The sequence below is a fragment of the Ruegeria arenilitoris genome (assembly GCF_013030985.1).
GTDB classification, from domain to species: Bacteria; Pseudomonadota; Alphaproteobacteria; order Rhodobacterales; family Rhodobacteraceae; genus Ruegeria; species Ruegeria arenilitoris_B.
The window spans coordinates 213,261-230,543 of sequence record NZ_WPYP01000004.1 but is presented as its reverse complement, the minus strand read 5'-3'; the positions used below and the strand labels follow the sequence as shown (position 1 = coordinate 230,543).

Here is a 17,283-nt window from a genome sequence, read left to right as displayed (position 1 = left end):
GTCGGGCATCGCTGCGTTTGCAGTCACAAAGTTCTCAGGGAGGAGACACGTAATGAAGCGTTTTGTATTTGCCACTGCATCGACTCTGGCCGTGGTGGCCGGAACGTCGGTTCTGGCCGAGCCGCAGGCTGAAGTTCTGCATTGGTGGACTTCGGGTGGTGAGGCCAAATCGGTGGCCGTTCTTCAGGAAGAGTTCGCCTCGAACGGTGGCACCTGGACCGATATGCCGGTTGCCGGCGGTGGCGGTGATGCGGCGATGACCGCGCTGCGCGCCCGTGTTCTGGCCGGCAACGCGCCGACCGCCGTTCAGCTGAAAGGCCCCGCCATTCAGGAATGGTACGAAGAGGGCGTTCTGGCCGATATCTCGAGCGTGGCCGAGGCCGAAGGCTGGGCCGACGTGCTACCCGCCTCGATCGCGGGTCACATGATGTGCGAAGGCACCTGGTGCGCCGCGCCGGTGAACGTGCACCGCGTCGACTGGATCTGGGCCAACGCGGACGTTCTGGCCGCGAACGGTATCGAGATGCCGACCACATGGGACGAATTCAACGCCGCCGCTGACAAGCTGCAGGCCGCTGGGGTGATCCCGCTGGCCCATGGTGGTCAGGCATGGCAGGACGCAACTGTGTTCGAAACAGTGGTTCTGGGCATTGGCGGGCCCGAGTTCTTCCAGAAGGCTTTGGTTGATCTGGACCCCGAGGCGCTGACCTCGGACACCATGGTTCAGGTATTCGACCAGATGCGGACACTGCGTGGCTATGTGGACGAGAACTTCTCGGGCCGCGACTGGAACCTTGCCACCGCGATGGTGATGAACGGCGAAGCGGCGTTCCAGATCATGGGCGACTGGGCTAAGGGTGAATTCCTGGCTGCAGGCAAGAAACCCGGCGAAGATTTCCTGTGCGCCTCGACCCCCGGCGACGGATATCTGTACAACGTCGACAGCTTTGCCATGTTCAACGTGGACGGTGACGACAAGAAAGCCGGTCAGGACCTGCTGGCCAAGCTGATCGTCGCGCCGAACTTCCAGAAAGTGTTCAACCTGAACAAAGGCTCGATCCCTGCACGCACCGACGTTGCGCTGGATGACTTTGACATCTGCGCCAACCTGTCGGCCGAAGATATGGGTTCGACTTCGGCAGGTGGCTCGCTGTTGCCGTCTTACGCCCATGGCATGGCACTGCGCGGGTCGCAGTCCGGCGCAATCACTGATGTTGTGACCGCTCACTTCAACTCGGATATGTCCTCGGCTGACGCGGTTCAGCAACTGGCGGACGCAGTGGCCAACAGCTACTGATCCGAACCGGTTCTGCCCCTATACTGCGGGGCAGAACCTCTTTTCTCCCGGAGGAAAAAATGTCCGAATGGCTGGAAAACCACCTGCCCAAGGTGGTGCTGGCACCGTCGTTCATTGCCGTATTGATTTTTGTCTACGGCTTTATCGGATGGACGGCTTGGGTGTCGCTAACCCGATCGAAACTGCTGCCGAAATACGAGATCAAGGGCTTCATCCAGTATGAACGCCTGTTCGACTCGCCCCGCTGGGATACGGCAATCAACAACCTGTATATCTTTGGCGCGCTGTTCATCGTGATCGCAATGGTGCTGGGCCTGTTGCTGGCGATCCTGCTGGATCAGAAAATCCGCGTCGAAGGGGCCATCCGGACGATCTATCTGTATCCGATGGCGCTGTCGATGATCGTGACCGGTACTGCGTGGAAGTGGATTTTGAACCCGGGTCTGGGCATTGAATCCATGGTGCAGGGTTGGGGCTTTACAAATTTCGAGTTCGACTGGCTGGTGAACCCCGATTACGCGATCTACACCATCGTGATCGCCGCGATCTGGCAGAGCTCGGGCTTTGTGATGGCGCTGTTCCTCGCCGGGCTGCGCTCGGTGGATGGTGAGATCATCAAGGCCGCGCAGGTCGATGGTATCCCCACATGGCGCATCTATACCGCCATTATCATCCCCTCGATGGCTCCGATCTTCCTGTCCGCCTTCATCGTGCTGGCCCACCTTGCGATCAAGAGCTTTGACCTTGTCATCGCCCTGACGGGCGGCGGTCCGGGTTACGCGACCGATCTGCCGGCAACCTACATGTACGCAATGGCCTTTTCGCGCGGCGATATCGGTCAGGCGGCTTCCTCCGCGATGATCATGATGCTGGTCGTCTTTGCCATCGTGGTTCCTTACCTTTACTCAGAGCTGAGGGCTAAAAATGACTGATCTGTCGATGCCCCATACCGAAACCCGTACCCAAAGCGCCACTGGCAAGATCGCCCTGCGTTGGCTGCTGTATGTCCTGCTGGGCCTGTTCGCGCTGTATTACCTGATGCCGCTGTTCGTGATGTTGACCACATCGCTGAAAAGCCTTGAGGAAATCCGCACCGGCAGCCTGATCTCACTGCCCCGCGAGGTCAGCTTTGACGCCTGGAAAACCGCATGGTCCGGCGCCTGTACCGGTATCCAGTGTGAAGGTCTGCGGCCTTACTTCTGGAACTCGGTCCTGATCGCCGTGCCTGCCGTGGCCATCTCGACCCTGCTGGGCGCGCTGAATGGCTATGTCGTGGCGCAGTGGCGGTTCAAAGGCGCGAACATCATCTTCTCGCTGATGCTGTTTGGCTGCTTCATCCCGTTTCAGGTTGTTCTGCTGCCGATGGCGCGCCTGTTGGGCATGATGGGCATCGCCGGAACCATTCCGGGCCTGATCTTTGTCCATGTGATTTACGGGCTGGGCTTCACCACGCTGTTCTTCCGCAACTACTATGTCACCATTCCGGCCGAGCTGACCAAGGCCGCCCGGGTGGACGGCGCGGGATTCCTGCGGATTTTCTGGTCGATCTTCCTGCCGCTGTCGCTGCCCATCATCGTGGTGACCGTGATCTGGCAGTTCACGCAGATCTGGAACGACTTCCTGTTCGGCGTGTCGTTCAGCCAGGCGGGCACGCAGCCCGTGACCGTGGCGCTCAACAACATCGTAAACTCCACCACCGGCGTCAAAGAATACAACGTCGACATGGCTGCCGCGATTATCGCGGGTCTGCCGACGCTGCTCGTTTATGTCGTCGCCGGTAAGTATTTCATCCGCGGTCTGACCGCTGGCTCAGTGAAGGGATAAGACCCATGGCTCCCATCCTTGATATCAACAAACTCTACAAGAATTACGGCCCCGTCGAAATTCTCAAGGACATCAACATCTCGATCGAACCGGGCGACTTCCTGGTGCTGGTCGGCCCCTCGGGCTGCGGTAAATCTACCCTGCTGAACTGTATTGCCGGGCTTGAGGAGATCACCGGCGGCACCTTGTCCATCGGCGGCAACGACATGACCCATGTCAGCCCCAAGGACCGGGACATCGCGATGGTGTTCCAATCCTACGCTTTGTATCCGACCATGTCGGTGGCCAAGAACATCACCTTTGGCATGAAAGTGCGCGGGGTCGATCAGGCCACGCAGGACGCCAAGCTGAAAGAGGTCGCCCAACTGCTGCAGATCGAGCCGCTGCTGAACCGCCGCCCCAGCCAGTTGTCGGGTGGTCAGCGTCAGCGGGTGGCGATGGGCCGGGCACTGGTGCGCGACCCCAAGCTGTTCCTGTTTGATGAACCGCTGTCCAACCTCGACGCCAAGTTGCGGGTCGAGATGCGGACCGAGATCAAGAAGCTGCACCAGACGCTGGATGCTTCGATCGTCTACGTGACCCATGACCAGATCGAAGCCATGACGCTGGCGACCAAGATCGTGGTCCTGAAAGGCGGCGTCGTGCAGCAGATCGGCACCCCGGCCGAGATCTACAACAATCCGGCCAACCTGTTTGTGGCCGATTTCATGGGCTCGCCCGCAATGAACCTGATCCCGGCGCAGGCGACCAAGAACGGCTCGGGCACCGAGATTGCCATCGCCCGCGAAACGGGTGAGACATTGGTGCTGAAAGATACCCGCGATCTGTCACTGCCCAAGGACGTGATCCTTGGTCTGCGCCCCGAAGATATCGCCGAGGCAGGTTTCCGAGCCGGTGCCGGCGTGCAAGAGGCCGAATGCCTTGTCGACATGGTCGAACCCGCAGGCGCCGACACTTATGTGGTGTCGGAACTGGGCGGCAAGCAGGTCACTGCGCGTCTGCACGCGGAAACCAGCGCGCAGGCGGGCAAGATGCTGAACCTCGCCTTTGACATGAGCAAAGTGTCCTACTTTGCCAAGGAAACCGGCGAACGCCTGAACTGAACGCAAAAGCGCCGCGCGATTGGCTTCGCGCGGCGCTTTTTTTGAACGGCGAACCGGGTCAGCTGACCTTGTTCTTCTTCATGTCCTTGATCAGACGGTTCAGATCGCCACCGCGTGCATCCAGCATCGCGCCGATCTCGGTCCGTTCGGTCAGCAGCATATTCACCCCTTCGATGAACATGTTGAAGAACTTGTCGCGGCCCGATTTGTCCGAAACAAGGAAGGTCACTTCGAACGGCGACGATCCCTGCAGCTTGACCGAGGTGCGTACCTCGTAACCTGCCTTGATCTTGCGGGCATTGCGCACGGTCACCTGCCCACCGATGAATTCACGGAAGCGGCGGCCGTATTTGGTCGAGATATAGCCCTGAAACGCCCTGGTGAATTGTTTCAGCTGCGACGGGCTGGCCGAACGGCCATCGGCGCCCAGCACATAGCGCGCCATGATCGGCACATCGGCATATTGCACGAAAATCTTCTCGAAATCGCGGATCATCGCTTTTTCGGATTTGCCCGAAGCGATCACGCGGTTGATGTCGTCCACGACACTGACGACCAGCGCCTTGGCGCTGGCTTCGGTCTGGGCAAAGGCGGGAAGAGCGGTCAGCATAACACCGGCCAGGCCGGTGGCAATAAAACCGCGTCGGTTCAAAGTGTTATTCGGCATAGGGGTCCTCGTAGGGGTCTAGGTAGGGGTCCCTGACAGGGTCGGTCCCGGTTTCAGCATAGGGGTCGTCATAAAGACCCAGATAGGCTTCCTCATCATCGCGGGCCAGTTCGAAGCGGCGATTTTGGATGTAGATTGTGCGGGCCTGCGCGTAACTGTCTGCACTTTCATAAAGAATCGAGTCGACCGTATCCGAGAACCGGCCCCGATCGCCCATCCGGCGTACGATTTCGGCGTAAACGCCCAGATTGTCGGCCGGTCGTGTGGGGGCGAAGTCAATTGGGTTGGTGAACAGGTTGACCACGACCCCGATGGCATCCCGCTGGGTTGACGGGCCGTAGAGCGGCAGCTCGACATAGGCGCCTTCGCCCACGCCCCAAACGTGCAGGGTTTCCCCGAAATCGGTGTCCACGGGGGGCAGGTCCAGCTCGTCAGCTGGTGAAGACAGACCCGCACCGCCAACCGTCATGTTGATGACAAAGCGCAGCAACGCATTGCCGGATTGCTTGGGGTTGCCCTGCAGCAGGTAATCCACTGCTTGGCTTGGCAATGACAGGTTCTCGGCGAAATTGCTGAAGCTGGTCACCATCGGATCGGGCACGATCTTGACGTACCCTTTCGACGCCGGGCGAAACAGAAACCGGTCAACGCCCAGGTTGAATTTGTGAATGCCCCGGTTGTTTCTTTCATAGGGATCGAACACCTCATTTGTCGGGGTCCCTTCCGGAGGCTGCGTGGCGCAGGCGCTCAGGACTGTCATCAGGGACAGAACGATCAGGTGTTTCAGGCGGGGTCTGCTCAACACGGTCTTTGCAACTCCAAACCATTCGGGGTCGTTGACCCGAACTATCAATCAATACTGCCTATGGCCACATAGCGGGGCCCAATCCGACGTCACATATACGTTTCACAACCAATATGAAACAGAAAGCGTTTAACCCGCCCGATGGGCCGAGGTAAAGCGACACCGCTTCAACTGTTCGGAATAAGAAGAGTTACGCCCACCTTTCGGGCAGGTCCATCCCCGTTTTCTGACTTTCCGAATTTGCCCGTCCCGGTTAGCTTCGCCGCGACTCAAGATTTGGAGGAAACCTCATGAGCATCGCAGCGAAACTGGAAAGCCTCGGCGTCAATCTGCCGGACGCGCCCGCACCGGCAGCGAATTACGTCCCCTTCGTGCGGGTCGGCAACATCGTCTATGTGTCGGGTCAGATTTCCAAGGATGATGATCTGATCACCGGCAAGCTGGGCGATGACATGGGAATTGAGGCTGGTGCCGCGGCCGCAAAGGTCTGCGCCATCAACCTGCTGGCCCAGGTCAAGGCGGCCTGTGGTGGTGATATTGAAAAGCTGGTGCGTGTGATCAAGCTGACCGGTTTCGTGAACTCGACCGCCGATTTCACCGCGCAGCCGCAGGTGATCAATGGCGCGTCCGATTTCCTGGTCGAAGCGCTGGGCGACGCTGGTCGCCATTCCCGTTCGGCCGTCAGTGCCGCCGCGCTGCCGCTGGGCGTGGCCGTCGAAATCGAAGGTATCTTCGAGGTCCAATGACACCGTCTCTGCCTTCCGTGTTCTTGCAGACCCCGATCGCGCATCGGGCGCTGCATGACAAATCGGACAACCGCCCGGAAAACAGCCGGGCGGCCATTCAAGCCGCGATCGAGGCCGGGTACGGCATCGAGATCGATCTGCAACTGACCTCGGACAACCAAGCGATGGTGTTTCATGACTATGACATGACACGCCTGACCGGACAGTCCGGCCCGATTCAACAGATCTCAGCGGCCCAGGCACAGGACACACAGCTGCTGCACGCAGATGATGGAATCCCGACACTGGATGAGGTGCTCGAGATGGTGGGCGGCAAGGTACCGCTGCTGATCGAATTCAAGGACCAGGACGGCGCGATGGGTCCCGATGTTGGGCCGCTTGAGGCGGACGCGGTGCGCGCGCTGCAGGGCTATGATGGGCCGGTGGCGCTGATGTCGTTCAACCCCAATTCGGTGGCTGAACTGGCGCGCCTTGCGCCGCACCTGCCGCGCGGCATCGTGACGTGTTCCTATCAGCCCAAGGTCGAGCTGTTGCCGCAGAAGGTTTGTGATCATTTGCGCGACATCCCCGATTTTGACCGGGTCGGTGCCAGTTTCATCAGCCATGAGGCCGCAGACCTGTCCCGTCCCCGCGTGGCCGAGCTGAAAGCGCAGGGCGTGCCGATTCTGTGTTGGACGGTGCGATCGCCCGAACAAGAGGCACAGGCCCGCGAGGTTGCCGACAATGTGACCTTCGAAGGCTATTTGGCCCCACATCCGGGTTGAACCCGTCCCCCTCCGTCACAGATAAAGGTCAGACGCGGAGGGCATATGGATCAGGCGCAAATCGAAGTTCAGGTTCTGGGGTCGCTGTCGCAGATTTCTGCCGAGGATTGGGACAGTTGCGCCTGCCCCGAGGCCGCCGATGGCGGGCGGCCACTGGACCCGTTCACCACCTATCGGTTCCTGTCGGCGCTGGAAAACAGCGGCTCGGTCGGGCGTGGTACCGGCTGGCAGCCGCAATATCTGACCGCCTATCTGGACGGGATGCTGATCGGGGCGGCGCCCATGTATGCCAAGTCGCACAGCCAGGGCGAATACATCTTTGACCACAACTGGGCCCATGCCTACGAAAACGCAGGTGGGCAGTACTATCCCAAGCTGCAGATCGCCGTGCCCTTCACCCCCGCTACCGGGCGGCGCTTTCTGGTGCGACCGGGATACGAGGCGGTGGGGATGTCGGCGCTGGTACAGGGCGCGGTGCAGCTGGCCGCCGACAACCGGGTGTCATCGCTGCACGCCACCTTCTGCACCGAAGATGAGGCCATCACCGGCGAACAGATGGGCCTGATGCTGCGCACGTCGCAGCAGTTTCACTGGCTCAATGATACATATGCGGATTTCGACGGGTTTCTCGATGCACTGTCCTCGCGCAAGCGCAAGAATATCCGCAAGGAACGGGCGCAGGCCTGCGGGTTCGGCGGTGAGATACGCACGCTGACCGGCGACGAGCTGCGCCCGGAGCATTGGGATGCCTTCTGGCGGTTCTATCAGGATACTGGGTCGCGCAAATGGGGGGTGCCCTACCTGACCCGCCAATTCTTTGATATCGCTCAGGAAACTATGGCGGGTGACATGGCCTTGGTGCTGGCGGAACGCGACGGTTACACGATTGCAGGGGCGCTGAATTTCATCGGGCGCGAAACCCTTTTTGGCCGCTATTGGGGCTGCGTCGAACATCACCCCTGCCTGCATTTCGAATTGTGCTACTATAGGGCGATTGATTTTGCCATTGCCCATGGCCTGGCCCGGGTTGAGGCCGGGGCGCAGGGCGAACACAAGCTGGCGCGAGGCTATTTGCCCACGCGCACGCATAGCTTGCATTGGGTCGGTGACCCGGGTTTTGCCGATGCGATCCGAAAATATCTGGACGCCGAGGCCGCCGCAGTGGGAGAAGAGATCGAGATCCTGACGGAATACGGCCCGTTCAGGAAATTGAACCCGGAGGAACAGCAATGACCGAACTTTTGTCGACCGAGACCCGCGGGCCGCTGCTGGACCCGCTGTTCAAGAATGGCTGGACCATGGTCGAAGGCCGGGATGCGATGACCAAGACCTTTATCTTCGAGGATTTCGTACATGCCTTCGGCTGGATGACACAGGTGGCGATTTTCGCCGAGAAATGGAACCACCACCCCGAGTGGACCAACGTCTATCGCACGGTCGAGGTGACGCTGGCCACCCATGACGTAGGTGGCCTGTCGGCGCTGGACGCCAAGCTGGCCCGCAAAATGGACAGCCTCTGTTAACGATTGCCTGAACCGACACCGCCCGCCAGCGATGCGGCGGTGCCCATCTGCGCAAACTCTGCGGGAGTTACGGTGCCATTGCTGACATCAATGCCCGCAGGAATTCGTGTCGTCCGATTGCCGATCTGGCGCACGCTGCGTGCGGCCGGGTTAATGTCCAGACAGCGGTTGTTATAGCAGGTCAGCCCGGACGTATTGATCTGAATGCGCGCCTGTCCGTCCGGCCCGGTCACCACCGGGGCTTGTGAGACGTTGCAGGCCGCCAACAGGCCCAGAATGCCGAGAAGTCCCCATTTTTGCATGATAGGCCCCCATGTGGATGGCCCCGCCAAACGCGAGGCCGTCCGATTTAATCCAGCTGGCCGTTCTGGTTCTTGTCGGCCGATAGGAAATCGTCGTTCATCTGTGCGTCGTATTCCGACCTTGAGATGAAGCCATCATTATCGCGGTCAACGTCCCGAAACTGGTCTTCGTCCAGATGCGGCTTGGCCTCCTGTAGTCCCACCGAACTGTCCTTGTTTTCATCCATCGCCTGGAACGCATAGTCGGAAAAGGCGTCGAACTCTTCCCGGGACAGGAACCCGTCGTTGTTTTTGTCGATGGCTCTCAGCTCGTTTTCATGCAGCTCGCCTACGGTTTCGGCCGAGACGGCACCGGCCATCAAAACGGCTGCAGCGATAATAAATCCACGTGTCATTCCGGCTCTCCTCAACATGCGTATCTGTTGCCTTCGACAGCGCCGGCGGCCGCGCCTGCCGCTGTCAGGATGGATTTGCCTGATCCGCCGCCGAACTGGTTGCCGATGGCGCCGCCGATCAGCGCACCGCCCAGCGAGCCGCTGAGGCAAGCAATTTCGTGCTGGCGCGCCGCCTGTTGTTGCGGGGTCGGGGCCGGGCCGCAGGCGGCCAGCGCCCCCACAGTGCCCAGCAATAGGGTAATGATTTTCAGTTTCATCAAACAAACTCCCTGATTGTATTATTCAAATATTGGCAGATCAGGGCGTTGCATCAAGTTAAATGGCAGTCTTGGCCCCGGGGCACCCGAGGCCAACTGGTATCAGATGACGTCCAGCAGACCCTCACCCGCCGAAATTTCGCAAGCACCTTGGTTTTCTTCTAGGTTCAACGCGACCACCTTACCGTCTTCGACCAGCATGGCATAGCGTTTGGACCGTGCGATCAGCCCGGCGGGCGGGGCGTCGAAATCCATGCCGATGGCCTTGGTGAATTCGGATGAGGCGTCGCCCAGCATGGTCAGACCGGCCTCGGTCGCGCCGGTGGCCTCGCCCCATGCTTTCATCACGAAGGGGTCGTTGACCGAGACGCAGATGATCTCGTCCACGCCCTTGGCGTCGAACTGGTCCTTGGTGCGCATGAAACTGGGCACATGGGCCGAATGGCAGGTCGGCGTAAAGGCGCCGGGCACCGCAAAGATCACCACTTTGCGCCCATTGGTCTTGTCTGAAATCCGCACTTCTTCGGGGCCGTCTGCGCCCAGTTGGGTCAGCGTGGCGTCGGGCAGCGTATCACCTGTTGAAATCATTTTAAGCTCCTGTCGTTTGGATTTGCAGAGTCGGGCTTAGCCGCAATATAGGTTGTCGTGTGGATGAGACCACGGGAATTCGACAGGGCGGGAGGAACATGAGCCATATTGTCGTGATCGGTGCAGGGCAGGCGGGGTCTTCGCTTGTCGCCAGGCTGCGCAAGGACGGGTTTGACGGGGACATCACCCTGATCGGAGCCGAGCCGCATCTGCCTTATCAGCGCCCGCCGCTGTCCAAGGCCTATCTGTTGGGTGAAATGGAATTGGAACGCCTGTTCCTGCGGCCCGAGAGTTTCTATGCCGAGAACAATATCACCCTGCGTCTGGGCCAGCGTGTCACCGCGATTGACCCGCAGGCCAAGACTGTGACCGTAGGGGATGAGGTCCTCTCTTACGACGAATTGGCACTGACCACCGGGTCGGACCCGCGCCGCCTGCCCGCTGCGATTGGTGGCGATCTGGACGGCGTGCATGTGGTGCGCGATCTGGCCCATATCGATGAGATGGAGCCCCGCGTGACCGACGGTGCGCGTGCGCTGATTGTCGGTGGCGGCTATATCGGGCTCGAGGCCGCAGCGGTCTGTGCCAAGCGCGGGGTCAAGGTGACCTTGGTTGAGATGGCCGACCGCATCCTGCAACGGGTGGCCGCGCCCGAGACCAGCGATTACTTCCGTGCGCTGCATACCGAATACGGCGCCGATATCCGCGAAGGCGTCGGGTTGGAGCGTCTTCTCGGTGAAAACGGCAAGGTGGTGGGCGCGGTTCTGACAGATGGCACTGAGTTGCAGGTCGATTTTGTCGTCGTCGGCGTCGGCATTGCCCCCTCGACCCAACTGGCCGAGATGGCGGGGCTGGAACTGGACAACGGCATCAAGACCGACGCCCATGGCCGCACCTCGGACCCGTCGATCTGGGCGGCGGGCGATTGTGCCTCTTTTCCACATGGCGATGCCCGCATCCGGCTGGAAAGTGTGCCGAACGCAATCGATCAGGCCGAGATCGTGGCCCAGAACATGCTGGGCGCGGCCAAGGACTATGTGGCGACGCCGTGGTTCTGGTCAGATCAGTATGACGTCAAGCTGCAGATTGCGGGCCTGAATACCGGGTACGACCGCGTGGTGACGCGGCAGGGAGACGGCCAGACCGTCTCCTTCTGGTACTACAAGGGTGATCAGCTGATTGCGGTGGACGCGATGAATGATCCGCGCGCTTATATGGTCGGCAAACGCCTGATTGAATCGGGTAAGACAGCTGATCCTGCCATCGTGGCCAACCCTGATGCGGACCTGAAGCCGCTGCTCAAGGCGTGAGGATCATCGCCGGAGAGTTTCGGGGCCGCGCCTTGGCCTCGGTCGGCAAGGGGGATGCGGGCGCACATCTGCGCCCCACCACCGACCGCGTGCGCGAGAGCCTGTTCAACGTGCTCAGACACCAGATCGACTTTGACGGGCTGCGCGTGCTGGATCTGTTCGCGGGCACCGGCGCGCTGGGGCTTGAAGCGCTGTCGCGCGGGGCCGCACACGTGACCTTCGTGGATGACGGGCGTGTGGCGCAGGGTCTGATCCGCAAGAATATCGACCTGACACGCAGCGCCGACCGCACCGACCTGATCCGCCGGGATGCCACACGGCTGGGTGAAAACCCGGGCGCGCCGTATGATCTGATCTTTCTGGACCCGCCTTATGGCAAGTCCATGGGACAGAAGGCCATCGCCGCCTTGTCGCAAGGATGGATCGCTGACGATGCCCTTATCGTGTGGGAAGAAAACGCCCCGATGCAAGCGCCCGGGGGGTTCACCCTGCAGGACAGCCGCAAATACGGAGACACGCATATCACCCTGATGTGGAGCGATGCCCCGAATGCATGATCTGGTCATCTTCGATTGCGACGGCGTTCTGGTCGATAGTGAGCCGCTGTCCAATCAGGTGATGGTCGCAAACCTAGCTCGGCACGGGTTGTCTTTGACGGCGAACGAGTGCCACAGGATTTTTACCGGCAAGACCATGCCGGAAGTTCAGGAGATCGCTCGCGGTCTGGGGGCTGATCTGCCCGCGAACTGGATTGAGGAATTCGATGCCGAAACCGATGCCCACCTTCGGCAGGGCGTGCCTTTGGTTCCTGGCGTGTTGGAATTGCTGACGCTTCTGGACGAACGCGGCGTGCCTTACTGCGTTGCCTCCAATGGCGGACCGGACAAAATGCGGGTCACGCTGGGGCAGAACGGCCTTTGGGATCGGTTCAAGGACGTGGTGTTTTCGGCCTATACGTTGGGTGTCGGCAAGCCCGACCCGACCATGTTCCTGACGGCGGCGAAACAGTTCGGTGCCTTGCAGCCCGTGGTCATCGAAGACAGCGCCAGCGGTGTCATCGCCGCAATCCGCGCCAATATGCGCTGTCTGGCCTATGCGCCGCAGGGGGACGGTGAAAAACTGGCCCAGCTCGGCGCCGAGGTGATCACTGACATGGCCGAGGTGCCGGCGCTTTTGGGGATTTGACCAGACCGTGCTAGTATCGGCGCATGGACCGCACCCTGAAACCTCCGATCTGGACAGTTCCGCAGGAAACCGACGCAACCACCGGACCCGAGCGGAAACCCATGCGCGCGCCGGTGTTCATCCACGACGCGGTCACGCCATGGGGGCAGGAAACCCTCTTGCTGAAACTGATGCGTGATCAGGCCGCCGATCAGGAGGAATAGGTGGGATGAAACATGTCACCCGGTGACAGGGTAAAGATTTCGACCCCATCTGCCGTAACACCTACCGAATGTTCGAACTGCGCCGACAGCGACTTGTCGCGGGTCACCGCGGTCCAGTCGTCGGCCAGCGTCTTGGTCTCGGGGCGGCCCAGATTGACCATTGGTTCGATAGTGAAGAACATGCCCTCTTCCAGAACGGCACCGGTACCCGGGCGGCCATAATGCAGCACGTTGGGCGGTGCGTGGAACACCCGGCCCAGCCCGTGACCGCAGAAATCGCGGACAACGCTCATCCGGTGCGCCTCGACATAGGCCTGAATGGCGTGGCCGATATCCCCGAACGTGTTGCCCGGTTTGACCATCTCGATCCCCTTGAAGAGGGCATCATGGGTCACCTGGATCAGACGCTCGGCCTTGCGGGGCAGTTTACCCGCCACATACATGCGCGAAGTATCGCCGAACCAGCCGTCAACAATGACGGTAACGTCGATGTTCAGGATGTCCCCATCCTTCAGCCGCTTGTCGCCGGGAATTCCGTGACAGACCACGTGATTCACGCTGATGCAGCTGGCGTGCTGATAGCCCTTGTAGCCGATGGTTGCCGAAGTTGCGCCCGCGTCCTCGACCATTTGCGTAATGAGCCCGTCAATCACGCCCGTGGTTTGGCCCGGAAAGACATGGCTGGCAATGTCGTCGAGGATCCGCGCAGCCAAGGCCCCTGCCGCGTGCATGCCGGCAAAGTCACCCTGTTCATAAATGCGGATACCGTCCTTGGTCAGGCGGCCACGATGTTCTTTCATCGACGCTAAGCTCCAAATGTTTCGCGCAGCACTCCTTTTACGCTGCTTGCGCAGAAAGTACCAGAGGGTGCAGAGTCATGCCTTCCACATACGGGGAAGCTATTCCTCAGCTGCGTATCGGCAAGCGGTCGCGGACAAGTGCGGTCCAGAAGTTCACGCCGGTCTCCAGCAGATCATCGTTGAAATCGTAATCGTCAGAATGCAGCGGCTGCCCATTGGCCCCGTCGATCCCATTGCCCATCAGGAGGAAACACCCGGGAACAGCAGCGCAGAAATGTGCGAAGTCTTCCGAGAAACTCATGGGCGTCCGGTCTGAAATCGTCTCTAACCCAAGGGAACATGCGGCCCGTGTCGTCGCCTGCACAGGTTCGTAAGAGTTGATCGTTTCGATGAACTCCGTGTTAAAGGTCACGTCGACGCTCACACCATGGGCAAGGGCGATGCCGTCAGCGATCTGACGCATCAGCTGTTCCACAGTTTCCCGGTCTTCGGGACTGCGGGTTCTGACATCGCCCTTGAGGGTTGCGTTCCCCGGCAAGACGTTGCGTTGGCCGTCAGTCAGGAACTCGGTGACGGAAACGACAGCCCCCGATCCGGGGGCCAGCTTGCGCGATACAATGGTTTGCAGGGCCTGAACCACTTCCGCGCCGATGGTGATTGCATCGCGCCCGACCTGTGGCATCGACGCGTGCCCGCCTTGGCCTTTGATGCTGATTTCAAACAGGCTTTCGGACGAGCAGATCAATCCGGAGCGGGTCGAAACCTGTCCGACTGGCGCACCCGGCAGATTGTGGATTGCGTACACTTCGTCCACCGGGAACTTTTCCAACACACCTTCGTCGATCATGGCACGCGCGCCCAACCCGTGTTCTTCGTTGGGTTGGAACAAAAAAACGACGGTGCCATCAAATTCTGGACTATAGGCCAAAACGCTTGCCGCGCCCAATAGCATCGTCGTGTGGCCATCATGACCACATGCATGCATCACGCCAGGGCTTTCCGAAACATAGCCGTGCTGGCTGGCCTCATTGATCGGCAAGGCATCCATGTCGGCACGCAACCCAATCGCCCGGTTACCTGACCCAGCCCGCAAGATGCCGACGACGCCAACGCCTTCATGAACTTCAAGACCGATATTGCGCAGATACTCTGCAACTTTGGCTTTTGTTCGCGTCTCTTCAAATCCAAGCTCGGGGTGCCGGTGAAAGTCACGCCTCAGCGAGATCAATTCCGCGAGATCGAGTTCCATGTGCCCCTCCTGAGTTATTTTGCCCGACGATAGGGCCTTGTGGACACTCAGAGCATTGTTTCGACGCTTCACGCAATATCCAGTTTTCGAGTTGGGTCGACTTCGACGCCTTCCGGAGAAATCCGGGTCGCGCATATCATCCGCTCGACGCCCTTCAAATGTGCCTCTTCAAAAGCTGCTGCGTAGGCAGGATCGACATCCGCTGCCAATGTGAACCGGTCGCAGTCCGTACGTTGAACAAGATACAACATGATCGCCCGGTGCCCCTGTGTCGCCATTGCTGCCAACTCGCCCAGGTGCTTGGTGCCGCGCGCGGTGACGCTGTCGGGGAACTCGGCCAGACCGGGTTCGCGAGACAGGGTGACGCTTTTGACCTCGACATAGGCATCCGGCAGGCCGGGCTGGGTCAGCAGAAAGTCGATGCGGCTGTTTTCGCCGTACTTGACCTCGGGGCGGACGGTTTCATAAGCGGCCAGTTCGGGGATTTCGCGCGCCTCCAGCGCCACGCGCAGGGCTTTGTTCGGAACCGAGGTATCAACCCCGGTGAAATACCCGTTTTCATGATCGACCAGCCGCCAGCCGTATTTCAGCTTTTTCTTCGGGTCGTCATTGGGTTCAAGCCAGATTTTCTCACCCGGCTCGGCCAGCCCCATCATCGAGCCCGGATTGGCGCAGTGGGCGGTGACCTCTCGCCCGTCCTCCAATGTGCAATCCGCCAGAAAGCGTTTGTAGCGGCGGATCAGGCGGGCGGGGACAAGGGGGGTTTCAAATCGCATGTCTCAGGGCCTATACCTGCCCTAACGGTCGATCAAGAGGGAGGCACGCACCATGGCCAATCCAACCGCCGCAATGCTGGTGATCGGGGATGAGATTCTCTCGGGCCGCACCCGCGACGCGAACATGCATTATCTGGCCGGGGAACTGAGCAAGCACGGCATTGACCTGAAAGAGGTACGCATCGTCAGCGACGATGCCCCGGCGATTGAGACGGCGGTCAAAGCGCTGTCCGAGGGCCACGACCATGTGTTCACCAGCGGTGGCATCGGTCCGACCCATGACGATATCACCGCCGACTGCATTGCGCGCGCCTTTGGGGCGCAGATCGATATTCGCGACGATGCCCGCGCGCTGCTGCAGGCGCATTACGACAATTCAGGGTTGGTGTTGAACGAGGCCCGCTTGCGCATGGCGCGTATTCCGGACGGGGCGGTGCTGATCGACAACCCGGTTTCGACCGCGCCGGGGTTCATCATTGAAAACGTGCATGTGATGGCCGGGGTGCCTTCGGTATTTCAGGCCATGCTCGCCAGTGTGTTGCCCGGTCTGACCGGGGGCAGCCCGCTGCTGTCGCAAACCCTGCGGGTGGACCGGGGCGAAGGCGATATCGCTGCCACGCTTTCCGCGTTGGCCGATGATTTCGCGGACCTGTCGATCGGCTGTTACCCGTTCCAGATCAACGGTGTCTTTGGCGCCAATGTCGTGGTGCGCGGGACCGATGGTGCGCGTATCGATGCCGCCACCACCCGGCTTGCGAAAGAGCTTGATCTGTGAGCGTCAACTGGGCCGACATCGTTGACGGAACCTGGCCTGCTGCCGGGTACGAGCGGCTGGGGCCGTTTCAACTGCGGCAAGGGCAGGGCGGCGGATCACGTGTGTCGGCGGCCAATGCTCTGAAGCCGGCAGGTGACGCGGATATCGACGCCGCCGAGGCCGCGATGCAGGCAATGGGGCAAAAGCGCATCTTCTGCCTGCGCCCAGGGGACGAGGCGCTGGATGCGCAACTGGCCACGCGCGGGTATCAGGTTCTGGATCCGGTCAATATCTATGCCTGCCCGACCGATCACCTGACGGATACGCCGATCCCTCGTGTCACGGTGTTCCTCACGCCCGAGCCGCTGGCGATCATGCGTGAGATCTGGGCGAAGGGCGGCATTGGCCCCGAGCGGGTAGCGGTGATGGAACGCGCGCAGGGGCCCAAGACCGGCCTGCTGCTGCGCCACAATGATCAGCCCGCCGGGACCGGTTTTGTTGCGATTCACGATGGGGTCGCAATGGTGCACGCGCTGGAAATCCTGCCCGATCATCGCCGTCAAGGTCAGGGTGGCTGGGCTATGCGGGCCGCCGCCTTCTGGGCGCGGGATAACGGGGCAGAAACGCTCAGCGTGATCTGCACCAAGGCAAACGCGGGGGCCAACGGGCTTTATCGCGCGCTCGGGATGGAGATTGTCGGCGAATACCACTACCGTCAGCTTGTTTAAGGAGAAA

Annotated in this window: 23 protein-coding genes; 14 read left to right on the top strand and 9 right to left on the bottom strand. The window is 60.4% G+C overall.

From position 1 onward, the window contains the following. Positions 1–52: 52 nt before the first annotated feature. The 4 genes from GOX88_RS10910 to GOX88_RS10895 are packed head-to-tail and all read left to right on the top strand — an operon-like array spanning position 53 to position 4,224. On the top strand, positions 53–1,297 hold the full coding sequence (locus GOX88_RS10910) for an ABC transporter substrate-binding protein (protein ID WP_170401216.1): 1,245 nt from the start codon (positions 53–55) through the stop codon (positions 1,295–1,297). Positions 1,298–1,356: 59 nt separating this feature from the next. Next, positions 1,357–2,229 carry a carbohydrate ABC transporter permease gene (locus GOX88_RS10905; protein WP_170401214.1) on the top strand — a complete coding sequence of 291 codons (873 nt, stop codon included), beginning with the start codon at positions 1,357–1,359 and terminating at the stop codon, positions 2,227–2,229. Then, positions 2,222–3,121, top strand: a complete 900-nt coding sequence (locus GOX88_RS10900; protein WP_170401212.1) for a carbohydrate ABC transporter permease — start codon at positions 2,222–2,224, stop codon at positions 3,119–3,121. Before GOX88_RS10905 ends, GOX88_RS10900 begins: the two co-directional genes overlap by 8 nt. Before the next feature lie 5 nt (positions 3,122–3,126). Beyond that, positions 3,127–4,224 (top strand): ABC transporter ATP-binding protein, encoded by a 1,098-nt coding sequence (locus GOX88_RS10895; RefSeq protein WP_170401210.1) that lies wholly within the window; start codon positions 3,127–3,129, stop codon positions 4,222–4,224. 58 nt (positions 4,225–4,282) lie between these two features. On the opposite strand, the gene GOX88_RS10890 is transcribed toward GOX88_RS10895, so the two are convergent. Further along, positions 4,283–4,891 carry an MlaC/ttg2D family ABC transporter substrate-binding protein gene (locus GOX88_RS10890; protein ID WP_170401208.1) on the bottom strand — a complete coding sequence of 203 codons (609 nt, stop codon included), beginning with the start codon at positions 4,889–4,891 and terminating at the stop codon, positions 4,283–4,285. Then, positions 4,881–5,651, bottom strand: coding sequence for an MlaA family lipoprotein (locus GOX88_RS10885; protein ID WP_170401507.1), 771 nt, complete (start codon positions 5,649–5,651; stop codon positions 4,881–4,883). The genes GOX88_RS10890 and GOX88_RS10885 overlap by 11 nt, the downstream gene beginning before the upstream one ends. 335 nt (positions 5,652–5,986) lie before the next feature. Here GOX88_RS10885 and GOX88_RS10880 point away from each other — a divergent pair, with 335 nt between their 5' ends. From GOX88_RS10880 to GOX88_RS10865, 4 genes are read left to right on the top strand one after another with little or no spacing between them, the layout of a single operon-like run. After that, on the top strand, positions 5,987–6,442 hold the full coding sequence (locus GOX88_RS10880; RefSeq protein WP_170401206.1) for a RidA family protein: 456 nt from the start codon (positions 5,987–5,989) through the stop codon (positions 6,440–6,442). Further along, positions 6,439–7,206 carry a glycerophosphodiester phosphodiesterase family protein gene (locus tag GOX88_RS10875; protein ID WP_170401204.1) on the top strand — a complete coding sequence of 256 codons (768 nt, stop codon included), beginning with the start codon at positions 6,439–6,441 and terminating at the stop codon, positions 7,204–7,206. The genes GOX88_RS10880 and GOX88_RS10875 overlap by 4 nt, the downstream gene beginning before the upstream one ends. A gap of 45 nt (positions 7,207–7,251) precedes the next feature. Then, positions 7,252–8,439: a GNAT family N-acetyltransferase gene (locus tag GOX88_RS10870; protein ID WP_170401202.1), complete on the top strand. Its 1,188-nt coding sequence runs from the start codon at positions 7,252–7,254 to the stop codon at positions 8,437–8,439. Then, complete coding sequence (locus GOX88_RS10865) at positions 8,436–8,729, top strand: 4a-hydroxytetrahydrobiopterin dehydratase (RefSeq protein WP_170401200.1); 294 nt, start codon at positions 8,436–8,438, stop codon at positions 8,727–8,729. The genes GOX88_RS10870 and GOX88_RS10865 overlap by 4 nt, the downstream gene beginning before the upstream one ends. Here the strand turns inward: GOX88_RS10865 and GOX88_RS10860 are convergent. The 4 genes from GOX88_RS10860 to GOX88_RS10845 form a co-directional block, all read right to left on the bottom strand. Further along, on the bottom strand, positions 8,726–9,031 hold the full coding sequence (locus GOX88_RS10860) for a hypothetical protein (RefSeq protein WP_170401198.1): 306 nt from the start codon (positions 9,029–9,031) through the stop codon (positions 8,726–8,728). The two genes, GOX88_RS10865 and GOX88_RS10860, sit on opposite strands and share 4 nt — an antisense overlap. Positions 9,032–9,078: 47 nt before the next feature. Continuing rightward, complete coding sequence (locus GOX88_RS10855) at positions 9,079–9,426, bottom strand: hypothetical protein (RefSeq protein WP_254436255.1); 348 nt, start codon at positions 9,424–9,426, stop codon at positions 9,079–9,081. An 11-nt stretch (positions 9,427–9,437) separates the two neighbouring features. After that, entirely contained in the window at positions 9,438–9,683 is a 246-nt protein-coding gene (locus GOX88_RS10850) for a glycine zipper 2TM domain-containing protein (RefSeq protein WP_170401194.1), read from the bottom strand. 102 nt (positions 9,684–9,785) lie between these two features. Then, positions 9,786–10,271 (bottom strand): peroxiredoxin, encoded by a 486-nt coding sequence (locus GOX88_RS10845; RefSeq protein WP_170401192.1) that lies wholly within the window; start codon positions 10,269–10,271, stop codon positions 9,786–9,788. 98 nt (positions 10,272–10,369) lie between these two features. On the opposite strand from GOX88_RS10845, the gene GOX88_RS10840 reads away from it, so the two are divergent. From GOX88_RS10840 to GOX88_RS10825, 4 genes are read left to right on the top strand one after another with little or no spacing between them, the layout of a single operon-like run. Beyond that, positions 10,370–11,581: an NAD(P)/FAD-dependent oxidoreductase gene (locus GOX88_RS10840; RefSeq protein ID WP_170401190.1), complete on the top strand. Its 1,212-nt coding sequence runs from the start codon at positions 10,370–10,372 to the stop codon at positions 11,579–11,581. Continuing rightward, a complete protein-coding gene (rsmD, locus tag GOX88_RS10835; RefSeq protein WP_170401188.1) occupies positions 11,578–12,138 on the top strand; it encodes a 16S rRNA (guanine(966)-N(2))-methyltransferase RsmD in 561 nt (186 codons plus the stop codon). The genes GOX88_RS10840 and rsmD overlap by 4 nt, the downstream gene beginning before the upstream one ends. Then, a complete protein-coding gene (locus GOX88_RS10830; protein ID WP_170401186.1) occupies positions 12,131–12,766 on the top strand; it encodes an HAD family hydrolase in 636 nt (211 codons plus the stop codon). The genes rsmD and GOX88_RS10830 overlap by 8 nt, the downstream gene beginning before the upstream one ends. A 23-nt stretch (positions 12,767–12,789) precedes the next feature. Further along, a complete protein-coding gene (locus GOX88_RS10825; protein ID WP_170401184.1) occupies positions 12,790–12,969 on the top strand; it encodes a hypothetical protein in 180 nt (59 codons plus the stop codon). On the opposite strand, the gene map is transcribed toward GOX88_RS10825, so the two are convergent. The 3 genes from map to sfsA form a co-directional block, all read right to left on the bottom strand. After that, positions 12,957–13,769, bottom strand: coding sequence for a type I methionyl aminopeptidase (gene map / locus GOX88_RS10820; RefSeq protein ID WP_170401182.1), 813 nt, complete (start codon positions 13,767–13,769; stop codon positions 12,957–12,959). The two genes, GOX88_RS10825 and map, sit on opposite strands and share 13 nt — an antisense overlap. A 106-nt stretch (positions 13,770–13,875) precedes the next feature. Continuing rightward, positions 13,876–15,018 (bottom strand): amidohydrolase, encoded by a 1,143-nt coding sequence (locus GOX88_RS10815; protein WP_170401180.1) that lies wholly within the window; start codon positions 15,016–15,018, stop codon positions 13,876–13,878. Positions 15,019–15,086: 68 nt separating this feature from the next. Further along, positions 15,087–15,794 (bottom strand): DNA/RNA nuclease SfsA, encoded by a 708-nt coding sequence (sfsA, locus tag GOX88_RS10810; protein ID WP_170401178.1) that lies wholly within the window; start codon positions 15,792–15,794, stop codon positions 15,087–15,089. A gap of 52 nt (positions 15,795–15,846) precedes the next feature. On the opposite strand from sfsA, the gene GOX88_RS10805 reads away from it, so the two are divergent. Continuing rightward, complete coding sequence (locus tag GOX88_RS10805) at positions 15,847–16,569, top strand: competence/damage-inducible protein A (RefSeq protein WP_170401176.1); 723 nt, start codon at positions 15,847–15,849, stop codon at positions 16,567–16,569. Further along, positions 16,566–17,276: a GNAT family N-acetyltransferase gene (locus GOX88_RS10800; RefSeq protein WP_170401174.1), complete on the top strand. Its 711-nt coding sequence runs from the start codon at positions 16,566–16,568 to the stop codon at positions 17,274–17,276. Before GOX88_RS10805 ends, GOX88_RS10800 begins: the two co-directional genes overlap by 4 nt. Positions 17,277–17,283: the final 7 nt, after the last annotated feature.